The sequence below is a fragment of the Pleomorphomonas carboxyditropha genome, from assembly GCF_002770725.1.
Lineage (GTDB): Bacteria > Pseudomonadota > Alphaproteobacteria > Rhizobiales > Pleomorphomonadaceae > Pleomorphomonas > Pleomorphomonas carboxyditropha.
Window position 1 is genome coordinate 47,539 of sequence record NZ_NQVN01000020.1, and the last position, 22,367, is coordinate 69,905.

The window sequence follows — 22,367 nt, forward strand, 5'->3', positions numbered from 1 at the left end:
TCAGGCGAAGATGAAGGCGGCGACGGCGACGACACCCGTCAGCAGAAGGCCGGCCACGAGGTTGAACAGGGCCATGCGGTCGGCGGTCTTCTTGTCGAAGCCGTAGCCGAGGTCCCAGATGAAATGGCGGACGCCGCCGATGGCGTGATGGATCAGCGACCAAACGAGCCCCAGCAGGATCAGGCGGCCGAGCCAGCTCTGATAAAGGCCGTCGACGCGGGCGAACCACTCCGGCCCGCTCGCCGCCGCCACCAGCCAGACGGCGACGAACACCGTGCCGACGTAGAGGAAGCCGCCGGTCATGCGGTGGACGATCGACATCGCCATGGTCAGGATGAAGCGGAAGACCTGGAGATGCGGCGAGAGCGGGCGGGAAGCCGCCAGGCGGGCGTCGGCCATCGGATGATGTTCCCTCATGAGACGGGAGACGGACGCTCCCTTGGCGCGGCCTCCTGACGCTAACGTCAACGTCAAGAGGCAGCAAAGGCCTGAGTCGTAAGTACCTTCTCGGAGGGGAGGCGTCAAAGCCAAATCGCCGGCCCGCCGATGCAAAACGATAAAGTCCGGGCCGTTTCCGGCGAGCCCGCCCGGCGGCTTTGCCGAAATCGCGGCAGAATGATCAATCAGCGTGTTTCGGCTGTTTGTCAAAAAGCGAAATGTCCTAGGTGTAAATACGACTATATGCCTAGGACTGTTCGCCATTCCGGCACGCCGGCCGGATCGAAAGTTCTAGACGGAAGGCGCCGGGTTCCCGGCCGCGGCGTCGAGCCGGTCGATGGTGTCGACAAGCTCGGTCCGGTAGTCGCCGCCCTCCAGGCAGTGCGAGGCTTCCGGCAGCAGGCGATAGAGCGGTGGCGACGGCAGCCGCTCGACGAATTCCCGGACGTTCTCCGGCGGCGCCACGATGTCCCTGGCGCCGGCGAACACGGCGACCGGCAGCGCCAGCCGATCGATCACCGTGAAGATGTCGTGGCGGGGCCATTCGTCGAGGGCGCGCGGCACCTCGCGCCGGAGGTTGGCGATGCCGTCCGGATGGTATTTTGCGCGCGCCTCGATCTGGCGGGCGCCGGAGGTGAAGGGCGAGACCAGCAGCAGGTGAGCGACCCGCCCGGCATATTCCCCGGCGGCGAGACGGGCGACGGCATAGGCGCCCATCGAATGGCCGCAGAGGGCGAGGTGGGCGCCGCTCCAGCCCAAAGTGGCGGCATTGGCGAGAGCCCAGTCGATGGTGCGGCGCACGTCGCGCACATGGTTTTCCAGGAAGAAATCGGCCTCGCCGCCGGCGCTGCCGTTCCAGGCCGAGGCGCAGCAGTCGGGCGACACGACGATGTAGCCGCGCGTCCGGTAGGCGTCGATCAGCTTCTGCATGTGCGGCGCCTGCGCCGCGCCGTTGCGGCCGTGGGCGGTGATCGCCAGGCGGGGAGAGGGCGCGTCGGCGCGCCACAGTTCGAGGCTCATGCGGGCGTCGGCGGCGTCGGGGTCATCCGACGCACCGAGCGGAACGATGTCCGGCGTCATGCGACGGCGGCCTTGTCGATGTGCGGGCTCGCGAAGCCGAGCCGCGCCAGGCCGGCCAGCACTTCCGGCGCCGACATGAACAGCGTCCAGATGAGCGCGGACCGGTGGTTCTCGATCATCACCACGATCGGTCCCTGGTCGATGGCGAGATGGCTCGCCGCCACCCAGTTCCGGCCGGGCGAGAAGGCGTCGGCAAAGCCGCGCGGCCCGAACAGCCGTCCGTCCATGGCCGTCAGGAATCCCCGCAGCGCCGCCATCGCCTCCCTGGGCACGTAAGGGACGGAAGCGAGGGCCGCCGTCGGCGTGATCACGCCGGTGTCGTTGGTCGGCGAATGGGCGTTGTAGCCGTCGAACGTGTCCGACGCCGTCAGCCCCCAGCAGTCCGGGCCATAGCCTTCGAAGCCGCCGGGATTGGTGATGCAATGGGCGCGATTGACCAGTGCATGCGCCGTATTCTGGGCGAAATAATCGGCATAGGCGTCGGAAAGGCCGCGCGGATCGAGGCCCAGGAAGGAATAGTGGGCGAAGAACAGCGGCCCGCCGTAGTCGGGACCAAGTGGTAATGTGACGCCGCCGTAGTTGCGGCCGTTCAGGAAGTCGCGTCCCTTGGCCCAGGACTGGTGATAGGTGGAGACCGGCACCGGATGCGTCGGCGAGGCGGCGGCCAGCAGATGGGTGATCAGGCACTCGTTCCAGCCGGTGATCGGATGGTTCATGGCAAAGCCATGGACGGGGCTCCAGTGCCAGAGCAGGGCGCCGTCGGCCCGGAGGTGATGGCTCCATTGCACGCCGCGCCACAGCCGGTCGATGCGGGCGGCCAGGTCGGGCCGCGTCGGGATCAGCCACTGGCGCGCCGTCAGGAGGCCGGCCATCAGGAAGGACGTTTCGACGAGATCGCCGCCGTCGTCCCTTTCGCCGAAAGGAATGGCCTTGCCGGTTTCCCCGTTCATGAAATGCGGGAAGACGCCGTGGAACCGGTCCGCCCCGTCGAGGAAATCGACGATCCTGCCAATGCGCCCGACGACCTCCTCCCGGACGAGAAAGCCGCGCTCGGTGCCGGCGATCAATGCCATGACGCCGAAGCCGGTGCCGCCGGTGGTGACCGTGTTGTCGGGGGAATAGCCGAAGGCGTCGTTGTCGCGCTCGCGCGCCATGCCGCTGACGGGATGGCCGTACTCCCAGAAATAGCTCAGCGTTGCCTGCTGCACGAGGTCCATCAGGGCGTCGTCGCTCATCGCCGCGACGCTAGCGGGCGAGTGGGTCATGACCGTCTTCCCCCGGACTGTGGCCGGTCCCAGGTGACGCGCACCGCCTGGGTCTCGCGGGAATTGGGGCCGACGTGGATATCGAAGGCGCCGCTCTCCGAGCGCCGGCGCGTATCGGTGACCGTCTCGGCCACCGAGAAATCGAGATCGTCGGCGGTGACGGTGAAGCCGACCGTCTCGGCGGCGCGGGCGGCGAGCGCTATCTTGCGGAACGCCTTCAGCTCTTTGACCGGCCGGCTGAGGCTTGCCACGGGATCGCCGATGTAGAGCTGCACCGTCTCCAGCGTCGGGCGATCGCCGAGGTTGGTGACGGTGAGCGTCACGGCGAGCCGGTCGTCGCCGGTGAGCTGCGTCCGGTCGGCGCGCGGCGCGCCATAGGCCACCTTGCCGTAGCCGAGGCCGAAGCCGAACGGGTAGAGCCCGTCGTTCTGCGCCACGTCGTCGGGCAGGTCGACATAGCCGGAGGTGAACTTCTGGAAGCGGCCGGGCGTCGGCCGGCCGGTCGGCCGGTGGGCGTAGGTGACCGGCACCTGGCCGACGGAGTAGGGAAAGGTCGCCGGCAGGCGGCCGGACGGTTCGGTCTTGCCGAACAGCACGTCGGCGAGGCCATGGCCGACCTCGGTGCCGCCGAACCAGGCGACGAGCAGCGCATCGGCGAGCAGCGCCTCCTCGGCGAGCGCCAGCGGCCGGCCGGTCATGACGACGACGATGAGCGGCTTGCCCGTCGCCTTCAGGGCCCGCAGCAGCTTCTTCTGCGGCTCGGGGATGGAAAGGTCGGTGCGCGAGGAGGATTCGCCGGAATACTCCCGCGCCTCGCCGACCACGGCCACCGTGACGTCGGCCTCCGAAGCGACGGCGACCGCCTCGGCGATCATCGCCTCGGGTGACCGAACGTCGACGACGACCGACAGATCCTTCCAGTCGTGGACGTTGAGGCGGCTGGCGAGCCAGGGCTCGTCGACGATGTTGGCGCCCTTGGCGGTCCTGATGCTGACCGCGTCGCCCGCCGCCTCGCGCAGCCCGTCGGCGATGGGAACGACGGTGTTGGGCGAGCCGGCGACCGCCCAGGTGCCGTTCATGTTGACGCGGTCGAGGGCGAAGGGGCCGATCAGGGCGATGGCGCCGATCCTGCCGCTCTCTGGCGCCGGCAGCGGCAGAAGGTCGCCGTCGTTCTTGAGGACGACCGTGGCGGCGGCCACCGCCGCGCGGGCGAGCTGCCGGTTGCCGGCGGTCAGGATGGGTTGCGAGGCGCGGCCCCAGTCGAGCCGGTGGTAGGGATCGTCGAACAGGCCGAGCTTCAGCTTGGCTTCGAGCACGCGGCGGCAGGCGGCCGTTATCTCGCTCTCCTCGATCAGCTCGGCCCTGACGCTGTCCTCCAGCGTTTCGAGATAGGTCTCCGACACCATGTCCATGTCGACGCCGGCCGAAAGACCGAGGCGGGCGGCGTCGGCCCGGTCGGCCGCGACGCCGTGGGCGATCAGCTCGAGGATGCCGGTATAGTCGGCGACGACCAGGCCGCCATAGCCGAGCTGGTGGCGGAACAGCTCGGTGATGACGGCGCGGTTGGCGTGCATCGGCATGCCGTTCAGCGTGTTGAAGGAGGCCATGACCGAGCCGGCGCCGGCCCGCATGCCGGCGATGAAGGGCGGCAGCACCACGTCGTGCAGCGCGGCGGGGGAGAGGTCGACCGCGTCGTAATCCCGGCCGCCCATGCCGCCGCCATAGCCGCAGAAATGCTTGAGGCAGGCCATCACCGCATCGGGGCGCGAAAGATCGTCGCCCTGGTACCCCTCGACCATCGCCTCGGCGAAGCGGCTGGCGAGGAACGGGTCTTCGCCGGGGCTTTCGGCAATCCGCCCCCAGCGGGGATCGCGGCAGACGTCGACCATCGGCGAATAGACCTGGTCGATGCCGATCGACGCCGCCTCCCGGGCGGCGACGCGGGCGGTGGCGCGGACGAGATCCATGTCCCAACTGGCGGCGAGCGCCAGCGGCAGCGGGAATATGGTTTTCTGGCCGTGGATCACGTCCTCGGCGAACATCAGCGGGATCTTCAGGCGCGTTTCCTGCGCGAGATCCTGGAACACGCGCACCGCCTCGGCCGATTTCACGCCGAAGATGCCGCCGATGCGTCCCGTTCTGATCTTCTCGGCGACGTCGGTGTTGACGACGGTGCCGGTCAGCGTCTCGCCGCCGGGAGTGACGAGGTTGAGCTGACCGATCTTTTCCGAAAGGGTCATCCGGCCGAGCAGGCCGTCGATGAAATCCTTGTCCTTTTTCATGTCCGGATGTCCGCGTTTGGTCCCCGTCCCTCCGGGGTCATGGGCGATGGCGCATCACCGACAGCATGGAACGAAGGCCGCCGCGCGTGTCGCGGACCGGCGGTGGCGCTGGCACCACCACCGGCTCGAGGCCGGCGCGTCCGTTCTCGATGTTGAGGATGGCATGGTAGAAGGGGCGGCCGAGGCTGTCGGTGGGCGGCGTCTGCTCGTGCATCACCGACAGCACCGTCGCCTTCGGGCAATATTGCCGGACGAGGCGGTGGAACTCGGTGCGCGCCTCGGGGTCGAGGGCGGCGGTCGCCTCGTCGAGGAACAGCACGTCCGGCGTATGCAGCAGGATGCGGGCGAGCACCACCTTCTGCTTCTGGCCGCCGGACAGCACGTCGTCCCAGCGCCGGCCGCGATAATAGGGGTTGCCCATCGAGGGAATGAAGTCGCCGAGCCCGACCGCGCTCATGATCGCCGCCACCTCGAGGTCGCGGTGCTCGTGCTCGTCCTCGGGCATGGCGATCAGTTGCTTGAGGCTGGCCTGCGGCAGGCGCGTATCCTGGCAGGCGTAGAGCGCCTTCATGCCCTCGGGCATGATCACCCGGCCGCGCCCGTAGGGCCACAAGCCGTTGAGCGCCTTGACGAGGCAGGATTTTCCCGAGCCCGAGGGGCCGCGCACGAAGATCCACTGGCCCGGCTTGATCGACAGGCGGGCGACGCGCAGGAAGGGTTGCGCCTCCTTGCCGGCGAACATCAGCTCGAGGCCCTGAACGGAGAGGCCGCGCTCCGGCGCCTGCTGCTCGTAGCGGAACTCCGAGATGCCGGTTTCGCGGTAGAAGGCCTGGGCATCCTGCACGCGCTCGATGGCGTCGGCCAGCTCGACCACGCGATTGACGTTGGCGCGGAGGTTGGCGATGTCCGGCATCACCTGGATCACCCACGAGCAATCGCTGATCAGCTCGCTGGCCAGCTCCGAGCCGGTGACGTAGGTGCGGAAGGAGATGCCGCCCTGCATATAGGCGGGCATGTTCGGCAGGTAGGCCACCACCTTCTGGGTGATGTAGGTGTAGCTGCCGTTGAAGGCGAGGAAGATGGCCGAAATCTTGTTCTGAACGCTCCAGGTGCGGTCGATCGCTTGATATTGCCGGCGATGGATCGATGCCTGCACCTGTTCGCCGCGGGCGGCGGCGATCGGCAGCACGCGGCGCACCAGCATCGACAGCTCGGCGCGATAGCTGCCCTCGTAGCGCAGCATGGCCACGTTGAGCGCCTCGATGGCGCGGCCGATCCTGAGGGCGATCGCCGTCGACACCGGCACGTAGGTGACGGCGAGGGCGAATACCAGCACCGCGCTGGCATAGGACCCCAGGAAGTCGAGGCCGTGGATGGCGACCGAGGTCGACAGCAGCATTTCGCCGACGAAATAGACCGACGTCACCACCGAAATGAGGCCCATGGCCATGCCGAGCGCGTTGCCGGTCATCGCCTTGATCGATTCCTGGATGCGCTGGTCGATGTTGTCGGGGACGTTGGATCCCTCGTCGGAGGAGCCCATCACCAGAAGATGGTAATAGGGCCGGTGGTCGGACAGCAGCGCCGCGTTGAAGCGGCCGTCGAGCCACTGGCGCCACTTGCGGTGCAGCGTGGTCGAGAAATAGTGGCGGAAGCCGAGGAACACCGCGAATTTCAACAAGGCGAGGCCGACCAGAACGCCGGCCGCCGTCAGCACGTCGGCGATGGCCGAGGCGCCCAGGTCGTGAAAGGAGGCGATGGTGGCGATGAAGGTGCCGGAGGCCTGCGCCAGCCAGACGCCGCTTTTGCTGGCCGCCGCCGACAGCAGCGCCACGGCGATGGTCAGCGCCCAGGCCTCGCGCCATTTCTCCGAGACCCAATAGGCCCCGAGCAGCCCCCAGAAGCTTCGCATGGAGGAAACAGGGGTAGCCAGCGCTTTCACTCCCGCGTCGGCCGCCAAGGCGGACCGGACCTTCCGATGATCAAAACCTGCCTCTCAAACTTTAACGCTCCTTTAAGCCTGTCGGCCAGCGCAATCACCAAAAGGAATGCCGGAGGGAACGAGGGACAAAAGCGTACCCGGGCGGCACCGCCTTGCCTTGACAAGCCCGCGGCGGACGGAGCTATTCCGGGCGATCCGCTCGTTCCTCAAGGATGACATCCGATGAAACTCTATCGTTTCCTGACCGGTCCTGACGACGCGACCTTTTGCCATCGCGTCACCGAGGCGCTCAACAAGGGCTGGCAGCTCGCCGGCTCGCCGGCGCTCACCTTCGATGCCGTGCAGGGACGCGTCATTTGCGGCCAGCCGGTGGTCAAGGAGGTCGACGGCGTCGACTATACGCCCGACATCAAGCTCGGCGAGTGGTGAGATGAGTCTTGCCAGCGTCAAGGCCTTCTTCGCCGAGAAGGCGCCCGATATCGCGGTGATCGAGACGGACGCGTCGTCGGCCACCGTCGCCGAGGCCGCCGCCGCCCATGGCGTCGATCCGGCCGAGATCGCCAAGACCATCTGTCTCAGGGTCGGCGACCAGGCCATGCTGCTGGTGGCCGGCGGCACCGCCCGGCTCGACAACCGCAAGGCCCGGGAGGCCTTCGGCGGCAAGGCGCGCATGCTCGGCCTCGACGAGGTGGTGGAACTGACCGGCCACCCGATCGGCGGCGTCTGTCCCTTCGGCCTGAAATCGCCGCTGCCGGTCTACTGCGACCTGTCGCTCCGCCGCTTTGCCGAGGTGCTGCCGGCCGCCGGCGCCACCAACGCGGCGGTGCGCATCGGCACCGAGCGCCTGGCCGAACTCATCGGCGCCACCTGGGTCGACGTCTGCCAATAGAGGCAGACACATTGAAGCCTTCATGCGCCGCCGCGCGCGCCACGGGCGAAGCGGACGGCCAGATAGCCGCCGCCGATCAGCGCCGCGAACAAACCGAGCGGCAATTGGTAGGGGAAGGCGATCATGCGCGCCAGCCAGTCGGCGGCGATGGTGAGCGCCGCGCCGGCCAGCATGGCGCCGGCGAGATGGGCGAGCGGCCGCCCGAGGCCGAGCGAGCGGGCAAGATGCGGCGCGATCAGGCCGATGAACGACATCGGGCCGATGGACAGCGTCGAGGCGGCGGTGGCGGCGCCGGCGATCAGCACCAGGCCGGCGCGCGTCCGGGCGGTGGCGAGGCCGAGCGAGCGGGCCGCCGTCTCGCCGAGCGGCAGGATGGCGAGCGCCCTGGCATTGAGGATGACGAGCGGCGTCAGGCCGGCCAGGATGGCCGCGGTGCCGGTGGCCATGCTCCAGGATGGCTCGATCAGCGCGCCGCTGACCCAGCCGAGCAGCAGGAATCCGGCCGGGCTGCCGGTGGCGATCACCGAGGTCAGCACCGACGACAGCAGCGCGCCGAGGGCGATGCCGGCGATCAGCAGCCGCTCGGCGCCGAAGCCGTGTCGGCGGACGAAGGCGAGAAGGGCAAACAGCGTCAGAACCGCGCCGGCCAGCATGCCGGCCGCCTGCATGCCCAGGCCGGCAACGGGAACGGCGACGAGCACGGCCGCCAGACCGGCGCCCGCTCCGACGCCGACGCCCAGCACCTCGGGACTGGCCATCGGATTGCCGGTCAGCCGCTGAACCACCGTTCCGGCCATGCCGACCAGGGCGCCGGCGGCGGCGAGCAGGCCGACGCGGGCGAGCCGCCAGTCGGCGTTGGCGGCATCGACGTGCCAGCCGTCGACGCCTCGGCCCGCCGTCAGCGCCAGAGCGACGGTGGCGACAAGGACGACGGCGAGGGCGGCGAGCACCGGACCGGCCGGCCGGCGCGACAGGAAGGCGGCGGCCGGCAGCACGTCGGGGCGGGTCAGATTGACGATGCGCGGCACCAGCGCGAGGATCAGCGGTCCGCCGATCAGTGCCGTCGCGGCGCCGGTCGGGATGCGCAGGCCGGTGAGATGGCCGGTCAGTTGCACCGCGCCGTCGGCGAGCGACAGCAGCAGCGCGCCGGCCAACGGCGCCGCCACCAGCCGGCCGGTCGATGAGCGGACGCCGATCAGCCGGGCAATCAGCGGCGCCGCAAGGCCGATGAAGCCGACGATGCCGATTTCCGCCGTGGTGGCGGCGGCCAGCCAGACCGCCAGCGCGATGACGGCGAGCCGGAGCGTGCCGGTCGCCAGCCCGGCGGCCTTCGCCTCGGCGTCGCCGAGCGTCAGCAGGGCCAGCGGCCGCAGCGCCAGGAGGGTGCCGCAGCCGGCGGCGACCAAGATGGCGGCGAGCCGCAGCGTCGGCGTCCAGCCGTCCTGGGTGAGGTCGCCGCCGCCCCAGATGAACAGTCCGGTCATGTAGTCGCCGCTCGCCAGGATGACGGCGGCGGCGCCGGCGGTGGCGGTGAGCGACACCATCATGCCCGTCAGGATCACCGACAGCGGCTCGAAGCGGCGCCGGGCGGTGGCCGCCAGCACGAGGACGGCCGCGGCGGCGGCGCCGGCGAAGGCAACGGCCGTCGGATAGGCCATGGCCGCCGGCAGCACGACGGTGGCGGCGACCATGGCAAGCTGGGCGCCGGCCGAAAGGCCGAGCGTCGCCGGCTCGGCGAGAGGGTTGCGCAGCACGCGCTGCAACAGGGCGGAGGACAGGCCCAGGGCGGCGCCGGCCACCAGCGCCATGGCGAGGCGGGGCAGCTCGGCGCGGACGACGAAGACGGCGGCGAACGCCCGATTGCCGGCCTCGGTCGACACGGCGTCGAGCAGCAGGGCGTGGTTGACGACGGCGAGGGCGACGACGACGGCAACGATTGCCATAACAAGCCAGAAACGCGGGAATGGCTTCATCGGGCCGGCACCCCCTCGGCGATCAGCGCGGCGAAGCGCGTCGCCGTCGGCAGGCCGCCGAAATGGTCGAGCGCCGGCATGAGCCGGACGCGGCCCGCCGTCACCTGCGGCAGCGCCTGCCAGAGGGCGTTGCCGGCCAGCGCCTCGGTGCCTCCCGGTGGCAGCGGCCCGATCACGAACAGCTCGGCTTCCGCCTCGCGCGCCAGCGCCTCGATGCCGGCCGGCGCCGTCATGGAATAGCGGGTGTCGGCAAAGGCGTTGCGGTAGCCGGCCGCCGTCAGCACGCCGCCGAACAACGTGTCGTCGCCGAACAACCGGACATGCCGCCGATCGCCGAGGTTGACCGCCATGGCCGGCCGGCCGTCGGGGTGCCGGATCCGCCGCACCGCTTCGATGCCGGCTTCGAGCGCGCCGACGAGATCCTCCGCCCGGCGAGGCTGCCCGAGGCGGCGGCCAAGCTCCAGCGTCGAACGGCGCAGCAGCGGCAGGCAGGGCTCGCCGGCGAGATAGACCGGCAGGGACAGCACCTCGGCGATCCGCTCGAAGGCAGCGCGGCGGTATTCGTAGAAGTTGGAGATGACGATCAGCCCGGGCGCGAGGCTCGACAGCAGTTCGAGGTTGGGATTGCCGCGCAGGCCGATGTCGACCACGCCCGGCGGCACCGCCGGCTCGCCGACCACCCGGGCATATTGCCGGAGCTCGGCCGCCGCCGCCGGCACGACGCCGAGGGCGAGCATCGTTTCGAGGAGCGCCCAGTCGATCACGGCGATACCGCCGGCGGCGCGCGCGGGGCGGGCGGCAAGCAGGGCGGTCAGCGCGAGAAACTGGCGGCGGTTCGGCTGCATCCGGGCCTCAGCGCAGATAGGCGAGGGCGGGGTGCGGCCCCTCGGCGGGCAGCACGTCGACGCGCGGGCCGAACAGCGGCTTCAGCACCTCCGGCCGCATGACGTCGGCCGGGTCGCCGCGGAAGACGAGATTGCCGCCGTCGAGCGCCAGGATTTCGTCGGCGACGCGGGCGGCCATGTTGATGTCGTGCAGCACGGCGACCACGCCGACGCCGCGTTCGCGGGTCAGCGCGGCGATCAGATCGAGGATATCCGCCTGATGGCCGACGTCGAGCGCCGAGGTCGCCTCGTCGAGCAGCAGCCAGCGGCTCTCCTGGGCCAGCATCATGGCGATCCAGGCGCGCTGGCGTTCGCCGCCGGACAGCTCGTCGACCGACCGCCGGGCGAAGGCGACGAGGTCGCAACGCTCGATCGCCGCCTCCACCGCCGCCCGGTCGCGCGGCGAGCTGCGCCCCAGCGCGCCGTGCCAGGCGAAACGGCCGAGCGCCACCAGCTCCTTCACCGTCATGCCGTCGGTCGCCGGCGTGAATTGCGGCATGAAAGCCACCTCGCGGGCGAAGGCGCGCGATCCGAAGTCCGGGAGAGGACGGTCGCCGAGCCGGATGGCGCCGGCGTCGGGCAGGAGCTGGCGGGCGAGAAGCTTCAGGAAGGTGCTCTTGCCCGAGCCGTTGGGACCGACCAGGGCATGGAGGCGGCCGGCCGCAAGGCGGAGGCTCAGCCGGCGAAGGATCGGCCGGCCGCCGGCCGAGAAGCCGGCGCCATCGAGAGCGAAGTCCGGTCCGTTGTCATCCACGCCCGATCGCCTTTCGTGCAATGCATCGCCCGCAGACCCCGGCTGGCCGGGATCTGCGGGCATCTGTCGCCGGTCCGGTCAGGGACCCTGATTCACCAGCTGAAGTGGCCGGTGAGCTTGATCACCCGCCCCTCGCCGTAGCCGCAGGAATAGGCGGTCTGGCAGGAGGCGACGTAATCGGTGTCGAAGATGTTGTTGACGTTGAGGTCGACGCCCCAGTTGTCGCGGCTGTAGCCGATCCTGGCGTCGGCCAGCAAGACGTCGGGCACTTTCAGCGTATTTTCGTTGTCGGCCCAGGCCGAGCCGACGTACCGCAGGCCGCCGCCCACCACGAAGCCCTCGAAGGTGCCGGTGGAGAAGGTGTAGTCGAGCCAGGCCGAGGCCATCGTCTCGGGGATGACGTAGGGCGTCTTGCCGACGATGGCGGCGTCGGCGTCCTTGGTGATGTCGACGTCCATGAAGGTGGCCGACGCGGTGAGCTTCCAGTTCTCGGTGAGGTTGACCTTGGCCTCGAGCTCGACGCCCTGCGAGTTGACCTCGCCGAGCTGGGTCTGGGCGTAGGACGGACCGGTCAGCACGTTCTGCTTGGTCAGGTCGAACACCGAGAGGGTAAACAGGCCATCGATCCAGTCGGGCCGGTACTTGAGGCCGGCCTCGTACTGCTGGCCGGTCTCCGGCACGAACACGCCGCTGCCGTTGGCGCCGAGCACCGGGTTGAAGAAGGTCGAGACGCTGGCATAGGGCGTCAGGCCGTTGTCGAACTCGTAGGCGAGGCCGGCGCGGCCGCTCCATTCGCCGTCGTCGCCGGAATAGGCGGGCGTGCCGACGGCGTCGGTCCAGACGTGGTCGTAGCGGCCGTTCAGCGTGGCCAGCCAGCCGCCGCCGAAGGCGATCTGGTCCTGGACGTAGGCGCCGAGCTGATGCTGCCGCAGCGTCTGGTCGATGTAGGCGCTCGGCGTGGTCTGGGGTGAACCGTAGACCGGGTTGGTGGCCGAGATGTCGGTGCCGGAGGAGGACGCCTGTACCTGGTCGAGATCGAACAGGCGGTAATCGATGCCGAACAACAGCTTGTGGGCGAGCGGCCCGGTGTTCACCTCGCCCTCGATCCGGTTGTCGGTGTTGATGGCGAAGGTCTTGCTGTGGTGGGCGAAGTTGATTCGGGTGAGCGTGTCGGTGCCGGCGGCCGGCGAGGTCGCCCAGCCGGTATAGCCGTAAGGGTAAAGCGAGCTTTCTTCGACGTCACTGTAGGCGACCCGCGTCGCCTGCGTCGCCTTCCAGCCGTTGCCGAAGTTGTGCTTCAGCTCGTAGCCGAGCGATCCCTGCTCGCGCTCGTAATCGTCGATATCCGGCTCGGTGAAGTTGGCCTCCCGGTCGATGTAGCCGAACGGGGCGGCCACCACGGTACCGACGTAAGGCAGGAAGGCGCCGCCGTTGTGCACGCCGTCGAGGTGGGTGTAGTTGGCGAGCACCGTCAGTTCGGTGGTGTCGCTGAGGTCGATCTTGATCGACGGCGACACCGTGCCGCGGAAGTTTTCCTCGAAGTCGGTATAGCCGTCGCCGCCGGCGATGCGGCCGCTGACGCGGGCCGCCACGGTGTCGCTGAGCTTGTCGCCGATGTCGAAGCCGAACGAGGCGTAGCCGTTGTTGTCGATGCCGGTCTCGATCTTGCGGATGCGCTCGCCGGTCGGCCGCTTGGACACCAGGTTGACGAGGCCGCCTGGGTTGCTGCCGCCGTAGAGCACCGAGGAGGCGCCGCGCAGCGTCTCGATGCGTTCGAGATCGTTGCTGTCGATCAGGAAGCCGCCGAAGGCGTAGCTGTAGCTCTGCAGCCCGTCGAGATAGATGCCGCTCTGCGTCGCCTGGAAGCCGCGGATATACAGCCAGTTGGTGTCGCCGTCCGGCCCGAAGGGCTGTGCGAAGACGCCGGGCGTGTAGCGCAGCGCCTCGTCGACCTTGTCGGCGGCGCGGGCGTCGATCTCCTCGCGGCCCATCACCGACACCGACTGCGGCACCTTCTCGATCGGCGTATCGGTCTTGGCGCCGGTCGTGGTGGCCTTGGCGACGTAGCCCTTCACCGGCGCCGTGCCCGAGCCGCCTTCGCCCTGCACGACGATCTCGTCGAGCGTGACGGTCGGAGTCGTCGATTGAGCGTGGGCCGCGCCGGTGAGCGGCAGGGCGGCGAGCGTCAGCGTCAGGGCGCGGATGAGGGCAGTGCTGTCGGGCGGCATCGATCGGGTCTCCGGTGACGTCGACCGCAGCGCATGCTTCACCGGTCCGGCAAAAGGCGCCACGGTCGTTCCTGAGCCGACTCGATAGGTCAAGTCGCGATTTGCCGATTGAACGAAGCCGGGGCGTTTGGAATGAAAGCGGGATGAAGTGTCGCTCTTTCCACCAATGCCGCGTGAGCGAGGGCGTGCTGGATGCGCTGCTCGCGCCGCCAGAGAGCCGGCGTCTGGCCGGTCAGCCGGCGAAACACCCGCGTGAAATGCGCCTGGTCGGAAAAGCCGGTGTCGACGGCAATCGCCGACAGGGTGGCCTGTTCCCGGATCAGCATGTCCTTTGCCATTTCGACGCGGCAATGGAGCAGGAACTGATGCGGCGTCTTGCCGACCGCCGTCCGGAAGGCGACGCCAAAATGGTCCGGCGACAATCCCACCAGCGACGCCAGCTCGGCCAGCGACACGTTGCGGACGATGTTGGCCCGCACGTAGTCGACGACGCGATTCATCTGCCAGCGCGACAGGCCGGCGTCCGGCTGCGGCCCGGCGACCTGACGCAGGTCCAGCAGCTCGACCAGCAGCGCCAGCACCAGGCTTTCCCCGTAGAGGTCGTCGCGCCGCCCCTCGGCGCAGTCGTCGGCGATCAGCGAGGCGAGCGGCGATAGCCCGGGCGCCGAGAAGCCGATCCGGGGCGACAGGAACTGACAGGGATGGATGCGCCCGCCGGACTGGGCGGCCAGCGTGGCGATATCGAAATGCAGGTCGAGATGCCTGAGCTCGTCGAGCCGGTCGACGAAGCTCTCGATCGGGTAGCCGGCCGGCACGAAGCAGAACCGCCGGTCGCCGTCGAGCCGGTGCTGCCGGCCCGCCGCGTCCCGGATGTCGAGGCCGCCTTCGCCGACATCGCCGAGCAGGACGAACAGGCGCGGGGTCCGCGACACGTAGGCGCCGCGGGCGCCCGCCTCGCAGCTGACGTCCCAGAGGTCGGCAACGCAGCCGTTCCAGGCCCGCCAGCGGAGATCGTCCCGCACGGTGATGCCGGAAATGCTGCTGGTCATCTGTGGCCGAAAGTCGGTCGCCATGGCCTCTTCCCATTCGATAGTTGCCTGTCGACCAGACGCTAAAAAAGCTGAGTAACTAAATCAAGTTTATAAGTTCGAATACCTACGCGAATGAAACTTTCTGACATTGAGAGGCGCTTGCAATAAATGCGGCGCGGCAAGGCTGTCTTTGATGCAGATCAATCGGATAGCCATGCCAGGGGGCTCGGATGGCATCGCCGGGCAGGGATCGCCCGCGCCGGGCGGGCCTGTTCGGAAGGCGGAAGTCGATACAGGAGTTTGCGTTTTCGCAACGTACGAAGCGTACTACCCCTTATATTGAGCAACAGAATCCACATAACGAGGTTGAAGAATGAAGACGATCCTCCTGGCTGCCGCTGCCCTCGCGGTTGCCATTCTTCCTGCTACCGCCGCCGATTATCAGGTCAAGATGCTCAATAAAGGCGCCAAGGGTGTCATGGTATTCGAACCCGATCTGGTGAAGATCCAGCCGGGCGACACGGTTACCTTCGTCTCCACCGATGCCGGCCACGACGCCATGAGCATCCCCGGCATGCTGCCCGACGGGGCCCAGCCCTTCGAAGGCAAGATCGGCAAGGACGTCACCGTCACCTTCACCCAGCCGGGCGTCTACGGCGTCAAGTGCAAGCCGCACTACGTGATGGGCATGGTGGCCCTGGTGGTGGTCGGCGACCCGTCGTCCAACCTCGAAGCCGCCAAGAAGGTGAAGAATCCCGGCAAGGCCGGCAAGCTGTTCACCGAACTGCTGGGTAGCCTCTGACATGACCGGCATCGCGGGGTGGCGACGCCTGCTTTCGGGCGCCTTCCGGCCGTTCTTCCTGCTGGCCGCGTTCTGGATGGCCGGTTCGATCCTCGTCTGGGTGCCCCTTTACATGGGACACGCCGCGTTGCCCACCGCCTTCGCTCCGCGCGATTGGCACATCCACGCCATGCTGTTCGGCGGCGTGCCGGCGATCATTGCCGGCTTCACGCTGACCGCCGTTTCCAGTTGGACCGGCCGGCCGACCATTACCGGCCGGCCGCTGGCGGTCCTGGCGCTGATCTGGCTCGCCGGCCGGATCGCCGTTTCCGTGTCGGCGCTGACCGGGCCGGTCGCCGCCGCCCTCATCGACCTCGCCTTTCCCATCGCACTCGCCGTCATGCTCGGCCGCGAAGTGATGCTGGCCGGCAACTGGCGCAACCTGCGCGTCGTCGGCCTCGTTCTGCTTCTGGCGCTGGCCGATGCCGGCTTTCACGCCGAAGCGATGGAGAACGGGCTGGCCGACATCTCCGTCCGGGCCGCGCTGTCGGCGGTGCTGATGCTCATCCTGCTGATGGGCGGACGCATCACGCCCGCCTTTACCCGCAACTGGCTGAAGGCGCGCGGTGAAAGCCGTCTGCCGGCGCCCTTCGACCGTTTCGACGCCGTGGCCATGATCGCCGCGGGACTCGCCTTTATCGCCTGGACCGTGTCGCCGGCCTGGGTCGGCACGGCGGCGCTTCTCGGGCTCGCCGGCTTGCTGACGGCGGCCCGCCTGACGCGTTGGCGCGGCCTCGCCGCCCGAAGCGAGCCGCTCCTTCTCGTGCTGCATGTCGCCATCGCCACGGTTGCCGCCGGCTTCCTCGTCGAAGCGCTGGCCATCCTTTGGCCGGCCGGCGTCGACCCGGCCGCGGCGCTGCATCTCTGGACCGCCGGCAGCGTCGGCCTCACCGTGCTCGGCGTGATGACGCGGGTGAGCCGCGGCCACACCGGCCGACCGCTGACGGCCGGCCGGCTGGAACTCGCCATCTACGCCCTGGTGTCGGTCGGTGCGCTCCTGCGCATGGCGGCGCCCTACACGGGCGACGCCTATTTCCACGTCCTCGCCTGCGCCGGCCTCCTGTGGGCAGCCGCCTTCCTGGCGTTCGCCATCGGCTATGCCGGCATTCTCACCGGGCCGCGGGCCGACGGGCGGGCATGATCCAAATCAAATCGAGTTTGTGCCAGCGCAACGAAGGTTCATGTCCCGTCATGAAAACGTGGTGGCATACTTCATGTTGGGCTGAGTCCGGAGGGGCAGGATGAGACAAGCGGGAAAAACGACCCCCTGGCTTGCCAGGACGATGGTGGCGTTTTGCCTGGTGCTCGCCCTGGCCCTCGTCGCGGCGCCGTCGAGAGCGGCCAGTCTTGCCGATTTTCTTGGCAAGGCGGCGCCTTCCGACCTGGTGCCGGGAGCCGATGCCTTCGGCCCCATTCGCGCCGACATGCCGGCGGCGCCGGCCCTCAAGGGCGGGACCCGCGTCGGCTGGGTGTTCCTCAATACCGATTTCGTGCCGGCAACCGGCTATTCGGGCAAGCCGATCAACATTCTGATCGGCGTTGACGACAAGGCGGTGGTCACCGGCGCCCGCCTCGTCAAGCACTCCGAACCGATCGTGCTGGTCGGCATTCCCGAGGCCAAGATCAAGGCGATGATCGAGAAGTATACCGGCCTCGATCTGAAGCGCGAGGCGGCCGGCGCCCCCCACGATCTCGACATCGTCTCCGGCGCCACCGTCACCATCATGGTGATCGACGATTCGATCCGCCGGTCCGGCATCAAGGCGGCGCGCACCCTCGGGCTCGAAGGCTTCTCGGCCGGCGCCGGCCCGGTTGCCGACGTGAAGATGGTGGATCGCAGCAAGGACGCGGTCACCGACTGGACGACGCTTGCCGGCGACGGTTCGGTGCGCCGGTTCAGCCTGTCGGTGGGCGAGATCAATGCCGCCTTCGACAAGCAGGGCGATCCGCGCGCCGCCGCCCACCGCGAGGCCGGCGCCGACCCCGACCCCTACATCGACATCTACGTTGGGCTGGTCAGCCAACCGTCGATCGGCCGCACTCTCCTCGGCGACGCCGCCTATGCGAACCTGAAGAGCCGGCTCGGCGAAGGCGACGAGGCGATCTTCGTCGGCAGCACCGGCCGCTGGTCCTTCAAGGGCTCGGGCTACGTGCGCGGCGGCATCTTCGACCGCATCACGCTGCTGCAGGGCGAGGCCACCATCCGCTTCCGCGACAAGGATCACCTGCGCGTCGTCCGCATGGCGCCGGCCGACGCGCCGACCTTCAACGAGATGGACCTCTTCATCGTTCCCAAGGCGTCCGGCTTCGACGCGGCGGCGCCCTGGCGGCTGCAGCTCCTGGTGTCCAGGGCCGTCGGCGCCATCGATAAGCTGTTCCTGACCTACGACGTCGACTACACGCTGCCGCCCGCCTACCTCGCCGCGGCGCCGCAGCCGGCGCCGGCCGCCGTCGCGCCCGCCCCGACGCCGGCCCAGGCGGTCGCCGTCGACGACGAGGCGCCGGCCCGCGATCGCCTGTGGCTGCGCATCTGGGAGGTCAAGCGCACCGAGGTCGCCATTCTCGTCGCGGCGCTGGCCGCGCTGACCGGCATCTTCTTCTTCCAGACCTTCGCGACGAAGAACGAGCGGGTGTTCAAGATCATCCGCCTCGGCTATCTCGCCTTCACGCTGGTGTTCGTCGGCTGGTACGCCAACGCCCAGCTTTCGGTGGTCAACCTTCTCGCCGTGCTGTCGGCGCTGGTCAGCGATTTCCGTTGGGAAACCTTCCTGATGGATCCGCTGATCTTCATCCTGTGGTTCGCGGTGGCGGCGGCGCTGCTGTTCTGGGCGCGCGGCGCCTATTGCGGCTGGCTGTGCCCGTTCGGCGCCCTGCAGGAGTGGTCGAACCAGATCGCCCGCTGGCTGAGGGTGCCGCAGGTCCGCCTGCCCTGGGGGCTGCACGAACGCCTCTGGCCGATCAAGTACATGATCTTCCTCGGCCTTCTCGGCATCTCCTTCTACTCGCTCGACATGGCCGAGCATTACGCGGAGATCGAGCCGTTCAAGACGGCGATCATCCTGAAGTTCGACCGTCCCTGGCCCTACGTGCTGATTGCGCTCGCCGCGCTGACGCCGGGCCTGTTCATCGAGCGCTTCTACTGCCGCTATGTCTGCCCGCTCGGGGGTGGTCTCGCCATCCCGGCCCGGCTGCACATGTTCCGCTGGCTGAAGCGCTACCGCGAATGCGGCAATCCCTGCCAGACCTGCGCCCACGAGTGTCCGGTGCAGGCGATCCACCCGACCGGTGAGATCAACCCCAACGAATGCGTCTCCTGCCTGCATTGCCAGGTGCTCTACCGCAGCGCCGACCGCTGCCCGGTGGTGATTGGCAAGCTGCGCAAGCGGGAGCGCTTCGAGCGCCAGAACGGTCTCGTCCAGACGGGGGCGGCAGCGAACTCCGGGGGCATGACCGCCTCCCGGAGCGGGACGGACGGTTCGGTCCAAGCATGAGAAAGACAACCGAGGAGAGCATTATGAGTGAAGAGACGCACAACCTGTCACGCCGGTCGCTGTTGGGCGGCACGGCCAAGACGGCGGTATTCGCCGGCGTCGCGGCGAGCGCCGTCGGCGGCCTGATGGCAACGAGCGGCAGCAAGGCCGCCGAGCCGGCCAACAAGGCCGAGGTGAAGCCGGGCGAACTCGACGAATACTACGGCTTCTGGTCGTCCGGCCAGACCGGCGAGCTGCGCATTCTCGGCGTGCCGTCGATGCGCGAGCTGATGCGGGTGCCGGTGTTCAACCGTTGCTCGGCCACCGGCTGGGGCATGACCAACGAAAGCCTGAAGGTGCTGACCGAAGGCCTGCTGCCGCAGACCAAGGAGTTCCTGGCCAAGCGCGGTCTCCACACCTACCAGAACGGCGACCTGCATCATCCGCACATGTCGTTCACCGAAGGCACCTACGACGGTCGCTACCTGTTCATGAACGACAAGGCCAACACGCGCATCGCCCGCGTGCGCTGCGACGTCATGAAGTGCGACAAGATCATCGAGATCCCCAACGCTTCCGACATCCACGGCATGCGGCCGCAGAAGTATCCGCGTACCGGCTATATCTTCGCCAACGGCGAGCACGAGGCGCCGCTGGTCAACGACGGCAAGATCCTCGACGATCCCAAGCAGTACGTGAACATCTTCACCGCCGTCGACGGCGACAAGATGGAAGTGTCCTGGCAGGTCATCGTCTCGGGCAACCTCGACAACACCAACACCGACTACCAGGGCCGCTATGCCTTCTCCACCTCCTACAATTCGGAGATGGGCGTCAACCTCGCCGAGATGACCGCCAACGAGGTCGACCACGTCGTCATCTTCGACATCAAGGCGATCGAGGCGGGCGTTGCCGCCGGCGACTACCAGGAGCTCAACGGCGTCAAGGTGCTCGACGGCCGCAAGGGCAAGAACTCCAAGTACACCCGCTACGTGCCGATTCCCAACAGCCCGCATGGCGTCAACGCCACGCCGGACGGCAAGTACATCATGATCAACGGCAAGCTGTCGCCGACGGTGTCGATCATCGACGTCGACAAGGTGGAGCCGCTGTTCACCCAGAACGCCGACCCGCGGTCCTGCGTCGTCGGCGAGCCGGAGCTCGGCCTCGGCCCGCTCCACACCGCCTTCGACAATCGCGGCAACGCCTATACGACGCTGTTCCTCGACAGCCAGATCGTCAAGTGGGACATCGACAAGGCGATCCGCGCCTATGCGGGCGAGAAGGTCGATCCGATCCTGCAGAAGATCGACGTCGCCTATCAGCCCGGCCACAACTCGACCTCCATGGGCGAAACCAAGGACGCCGACGGCAAGTGGCTGGTGTCGATGAACAAGTTCTCCAAGGACCGCTATCTCAACGTCGGTCCGCTCAAGCCGGAGAACGAGCAGTTGATCGACATCACCGGCGACGAGATGAAGCTGGTGCACGACAGCCCGACCTTTGCCGAGCCGCACGACAGCATCCTGGTGCGCGCCGACATCGTCAACCCGCTGTCGGTGTGGAAGCGTGACGACCCGTTCTTCGCCGATGCCGTGGCGCAGGCCAAGGCCGACGGCGTCGACATCGAGGGCGACAGCACGGTCATCCGCGACGGCGATAAGGTGCGCGTCTACATGACGTCGGTGGCGCCGGCCTTCGGCCTCGAGAGCTTCGAGGTCAACGAGGGCGACGAGGTCACCGTCTACGTCACCAACCTCGACGACGTGGAGGACCTGACCCACGGCTTCACCATCTCCAACTACGGCATCGCCATGGAAGTGGCGCCGCAGGCCACGGCGTCGGTGACCTTCACCGCCGACCGGCCGGGCGTGCACTGGTACTATTGCCAGTGGTTCTGCCACGCCCTCCACATGGAGATGCGCGGCCGCATGATGGTGAAGCCCAAGGCTGTCTGAGGATAGGTCATGACGAGCGCGCTCCGTCTCCTTGTCGCTGTGCTTCTTGGTTGCACCGGTGCCGCCGGTGCCGCCGAGATCGCTGTCGGCAACGCGCCGGACGCGCTCCGCCAGGCCATCGAAACCGCCGCGCCGGGGGATGTCCTCCGGCTCGGCAATGCCCGCTACGACGGCCCCATCGTCATCGACCGGCCGCTGACGCTGATCGGCGATCGCGACAGCCGGATCGTCGGCAATGGCGAGGGCACCGTCATCTCCGTTCACGCCGACGACGTGACGCTGAAGAGGCTTTACATTACCGGCTCCGGCCGCCGGCTCGACCAGCTCGACAGCGGCATCGCGCTCGCCAAGGGAACCCGCCGCGCCCGCGTCGAGGGCAACCGCATCGTCATGAACCTGATCGGCGTCGACGTGCAGGGCGCCATCGACGCCACCGTCAGCGGCAACACCATCGTCGGCCGCACCGACCTCCACCGTGCCGAGATGGGCTCGGGCATCTACGTCTGGAACGCGCCGGGCCTGCTCGTCGAGCACAACGACATCCGCCGCGGCCGCGACGGCATCTTCGTCTCGACGTCCATGCAGGCGCGCTACCGCTTCAACCGCATGCAGGAGCTGCGCTTCGCCTTCCATTCGATGTACGCCAACGACATCGTCCTGGAGCACAACGTGTCGCGCGGCAACATGCTCGGCTTCGCCTTCATGTTCTCCCGCAACGTCACGGCCACCGACAATCTCTCCGTCGGCGACGCCACCCACGGCCTGTTCCTCAACTCGGTCAACACTTCGCGCCTCATCCACAACGAGGTGCGCGACGGCGGCGAGAAGTGCCTGTTCATCTACGGCGCGACGCGCAACCGCATCGAGGGCAATCGCCTCGAGGGCTGCGACATCGGCATCCACCTGACCGGCGGCGCGGCCGAAAACGTATTGACCGGCAACGCCGTCATCGGTAACCGCACCCAGGTCAAATACGTCGGCACCCGCTGGCTGGAATGGAGCGGTGCTCCCGACGAGGCTGATAAGACCAAAGCCGCGCGCGGCAACTTCTGGTCCGATCACGTCGCCTTCGACATCGACGGCGATGGCCTGGCCGACAGCCCCTACCGGCCCAACGACACGGTGGACGTGCTGACCTGGAGCCAGCCGATGACGCGCCTGCTCCTGGGCGCGCCGGCCGTGCAGCTCATCCGCTGGGCGCAGTCGCGCTTTCCCGGCCTGCTGCCCGGCGGGGTCGTCGACAGCCATCCGCTGATGTCGCCCGAAGGCGCCGGACCGCGCCCGCCCGCCACCCCTTTGACGGTCGGCTTCATCCCGGCCGGGGAGAATTGA

17 protein-coding genes are annotated in these 22,367 nt (G+C 68.3%); 7 read left to right on the forward strand and 10 right to left on the reverse strand.

The genetic code is table 11. The features are described from left to right. From sdhC to CJ014_RS21515, 5 genes are all read right to left on the reverse strand, one after another. On the reverse strand, window positions 1–399 hold the full coding sequence (gene sdhC, locus CJ014_RS21495; RefSeq protein ID WP_100082553.1) for a succinate dehydrogenase, cytochrome b556 subunit: 399 nt from the start codon (window positions 397–399) through the stop codon (window positions 1–3). A gap of 330 nt (window positions 400–729) precedes the next feature. Beyond that, window positions 730–1,518 carry an alpha/beta hydrolase gene (locus CJ014_RS21500; protein ID WP_100082554.1) on the reverse strand — a complete coding sequence of 263 codons (789 nt, stop codon included), beginning with the start codon at window positions 1,516–1,518 and terminating at the stop codon, window positions 730–732. Continuing rightward, window positions 1,515–2,783 (reverse strand): glucoamylase family protein, encoded by a 1,269-nt coding sequence (locus tag CJ014_RS21505; RefSeq protein WP_100082555.1) that lies wholly within the window; start codon window positions 2,781–2,783, stop codon window positions 1,515–1,517. Before CJ014_RS21505 ends, CJ014_RS21500 begins: the two co-directional genes overlap by 4 nt. After that, on the reverse strand, window positions 2,780–5,065 hold the full coding sequence (gene bglX / locus CJ014_RS21510) for a beta-glucosidase BglX (RefSeq protein WP_100082556.1): 2,286 nt from the start codon (window positions 5,063–5,065) through the stop codon (window positions 2,780–2,782). The genes CJ014_RS21505 and bglX overlap by 4 nt, the downstream gene beginning before the upstream one ends. 37 nt (window positions 5,066–5,102) lie before the next feature. Continuing rightward, window positions 5,103–7,007, reverse strand: a complete 1,905-nt coding sequence (locus CJ014_RS21515; protein WP_245427526.1) for an ABC transporter ATP-binding protein/permease — start codon at window positions 7,005–7,007, stop codon at window positions 5,103–5,105. A 222-nt stretch (window positions 7,008–7,229) separates the two neighbouring features. On the opposite strand from CJ014_RS21515, the gene CJ014_RS21520 reads away from it, so the two are divergent. Together CJ014_RS21520 and CJ014_RS21525 are read left to right on the forward strand one after the other, a co-directional pair. Continuing rightward, window positions 7,230–7,436: a DUF1737 domain-containing protein gene (locus tag CJ014_RS21520; protein WP_100082558.1), complete on the forward strand. Its 207-nt coding sequence runs from the start codon at window positions 7,230–7,232 to the stop codon at window positions 7,434–7,436. A gap of 1 nt (window position 7,437) precedes the next feature. Beyond that, entirely contained in the window at window positions 7,438–7,896 is a 459-nt protein-coding gene (locus tag CJ014_RS21525; RefSeq protein WP_100082559.1) for a YbaK/EbsC family protein, read from the forward strand. A gap of 20 nt (window positions 7,897–7,916) precedes the next feature. Here CJ014_RS21525 and fhuB read toward each other — a convergent pair whose 3' ends face one another. From fhuB to CJ014_RS21550, 5 genes are all read right to left on the reverse strand, one after another. Beyond that, entirely contained in the window at window positions 7,917–9,869 is a 1,953-nt protein-coding gene (gene fhuB, locus CJ014_RS21530) for a Fe(3+)-hydroxamate ABC transporter permease FhuB (protein ID WP_100082560.1), read from the reverse strand. Then, window positions 9,866–10,714 (reverse strand): ABC transporter substrate-binding protein, encoded by an 849-nt coding sequence (locus CJ014_RS21535; protein WP_100082561.1) that lies wholly within the window; start codon window positions 10,712–10,714, stop codon window positions 9,866–9,868. Before CJ014_RS21535 ends, fhuB begins: the two co-directional genes overlap by 4 nt. A 7-nt stretch (window positions 10,715–10,721) precedes the next feature. Continuing rightward, window positions 10,722–11,507: an ABC transporter ATP-binding protein gene (locus CJ014_RS21540; protein ID WP_245427529.1), complete on the reverse strand. Its 786-nt coding sequence runs from the start codon at window positions 11,505–11,507 to the stop codon at window positions 10,722–10,724. 92 nt (window positions 11,508–11,599) lie between these two features. Continuing rightward, entirely contained in the window at window positions 11,600–13,735 is a 2,136-nt protein-coding gene (locus tag CJ014_RS21545; RefSeq protein ID WP_100082563.1) for a TonB-dependent siderophore receptor, read from the reverse strand. An 89-nt stretch (window positions 13,736–13,824) separates the two neighbouring features. Further along, window positions 13,825–14,808 (reverse strand): helix-turn-helix transcriptional regulator, encoded by a 984-nt coding sequence (locus CJ014_RS21550; RefSeq protein ID WP_100082564.1) that lies wholly within the window; start codon window positions 14,806–14,808, stop codon window positions 13,825–13,827. A 331-nt stretch (window positions 14,809–15,139) separates the two neighbouring features. On the opposite strand from CJ014_RS21550, the gene CJ014_RS21555 reads away from it, so the two are divergent. The 5 genes from CJ014_RS21555 (at window position 15,140) to CJ014_RS21575 (ending at window position 22,367) form a co-directional block, all read left to right on the forward strand. Further along, a complete protein-coding gene (locus tag CJ014_RS21555; protein WP_100082565.1) occupies window positions 15,140–15,568 on the forward strand; it encodes a pseudoazurin in 429 nt (142 codons plus the stop codon). 1 nt (window position 15,569) lies between these two features. Beyond that, a complete protein-coding gene (locus tag CJ014_RS21560) occupies window positions 15,570–16,748 on the forward strand; it encodes an NnrS family protein (RefSeq protein ID WP_100082566.1) in 1,179 nt (392 codons plus the stop codon). A 100-nt stretch (window positions 16,749–16,848) separates the two neighbouring features. After that, window positions 16,849–19,098, forward strand: coding sequence for a NosR/NirI family protein (locus CJ014_RS21565; RefSeq protein WP_207765832.1), 2,250 nt, complete (start codon window positions 16,849–16,851; stop codon window positions 19,096–19,098). A 23-nt stretch (window positions 19,099–19,121) separates the two neighbouring features. Continuing rightward, the gene (gene nosZ, locus CJ014_RS21570; RefSeq protein ID WP_100082568.1) at window positions 19,122–21,035 is read left to right on the forward strand and encodes a TAT-dependent nitrous-oxide reductase; all 1,914 of its coding nucleotides are present in this window, start codon (window positions 19,122–19,124) and stop codon (window positions 21,033–21,035) included. Window positions 21,036–21,044: 9 nt separating this feature from the next. Next, window positions 21,045–22,367 (forward strand): nitrous oxide reductase family maturation protein NosD, encoded by a 1,323-nt coding sequence (locus CJ014_RS21575; protein ID WP_100082569.1) that lies wholly within the window; start codon window positions 21,045–21,047, stop codon window positions 22,365–22,367.

Coding starts and splice junctions, on each gene's coding strand:
- CJ014_RS21500 (WP_100082554.1), bottom strand. CDS start 1,518: ATGACGCCGGACATCGTTCCGCTCGGTGCGTCGGATGACCCCGACGCC.
- CJ014_RS21565 (WP_207765832.1), top strand. CDS start 16,849: ATGAGACAAGCGGGAAAAACGACCCCCTGGCTTGCCAGGACGATGGTG.
- CJ014_RS21520 (WP_100082558.1), top strand. CDS start 7,230: ATGAAACTCTATCGTTTCCTGACCGGTCCTGACGACGCGACCTTTTGC.
- fhuB (WP_100082560.1), bottom strand. CDS start 9,869: ATGAAGCCATTCCCGCGTTTCTGGCTTGTTATGGCAATCGTTGCCGTC.
- CJ014_RS21555 (WP_100082565.1), top strand. CDS start 15,140: ATGAAGACGATCCTCCTGGCTGCCGCTGCCCTCGCGGTTGCCATTCTT.
- CJ014_RS21575 (WP_100082569.1), top strand. CDS start 21,045: ATGACGAGCGCGCTCCGTCTCCTTGTCGCTGTGCTTCTTGGTTGCACC.
- CJ014_RS21535 (WP_100082561.1), bottom strand. CDS start 10,714: ATGCAGCCGAACCGCCGCCAGTTTCTCGCGCTGACCGCCCTGCTTGCC.
- bglX (WP_100082556.1), bottom strand. CDS start 5,065: ATGAAAAAGGACAAGGATTTCATCGACGGCCTGCTCGGCCGGATGACC.
- sdhC (WP_100082553.1), bottom strand. CDS start 399: ATGGCCGACGCCCGCCTGGCGGCTTCCCGCCCGCTCTCGCCGCATCTC.
- CJ014_RS21505 (WP_100082555.1), bottom strand. CDS start 2,783: ATGACCCACTCGCCCGCTAGCGTCGCGGCGATGAGCGACGACGCCCTG.
- CJ014_RS21545 (WP_100082563.1), bottom strand. CDS start 13,735: ATGCCGCCCGACAGCACTGCCCTCATCCGCGCCCTGACGCTGACGCTC.
- CJ014_RS21525 (WP_100082559.1), top strand. CDS start 7,438: ATGAGTCTTGCCAGCGTCAAGGCCTTCTTCGCCGAGAAGGCGCCCGAT.
- CJ014_RS21550 (WP_100082564.1), bottom strand. CDS start 14,808: ATGGCGACCGACTTTCGGCCACAGATGACCAGCAGCATTTCCGGCATC.
- nosZ (WP_100082568.1), top strand. CDS start 19,122: ATGAGTGAAGAGACGCACAACCTGTCACGCCGGTCGCTGTTGGGCGGC.
- CJ014_RS21560 (WP_100082566.1), top strand. CDS start 15,570: ATGACCGGCATCGCGGGGTGGCGACGCCTGCTTTCGGGCGCCTTCCGG.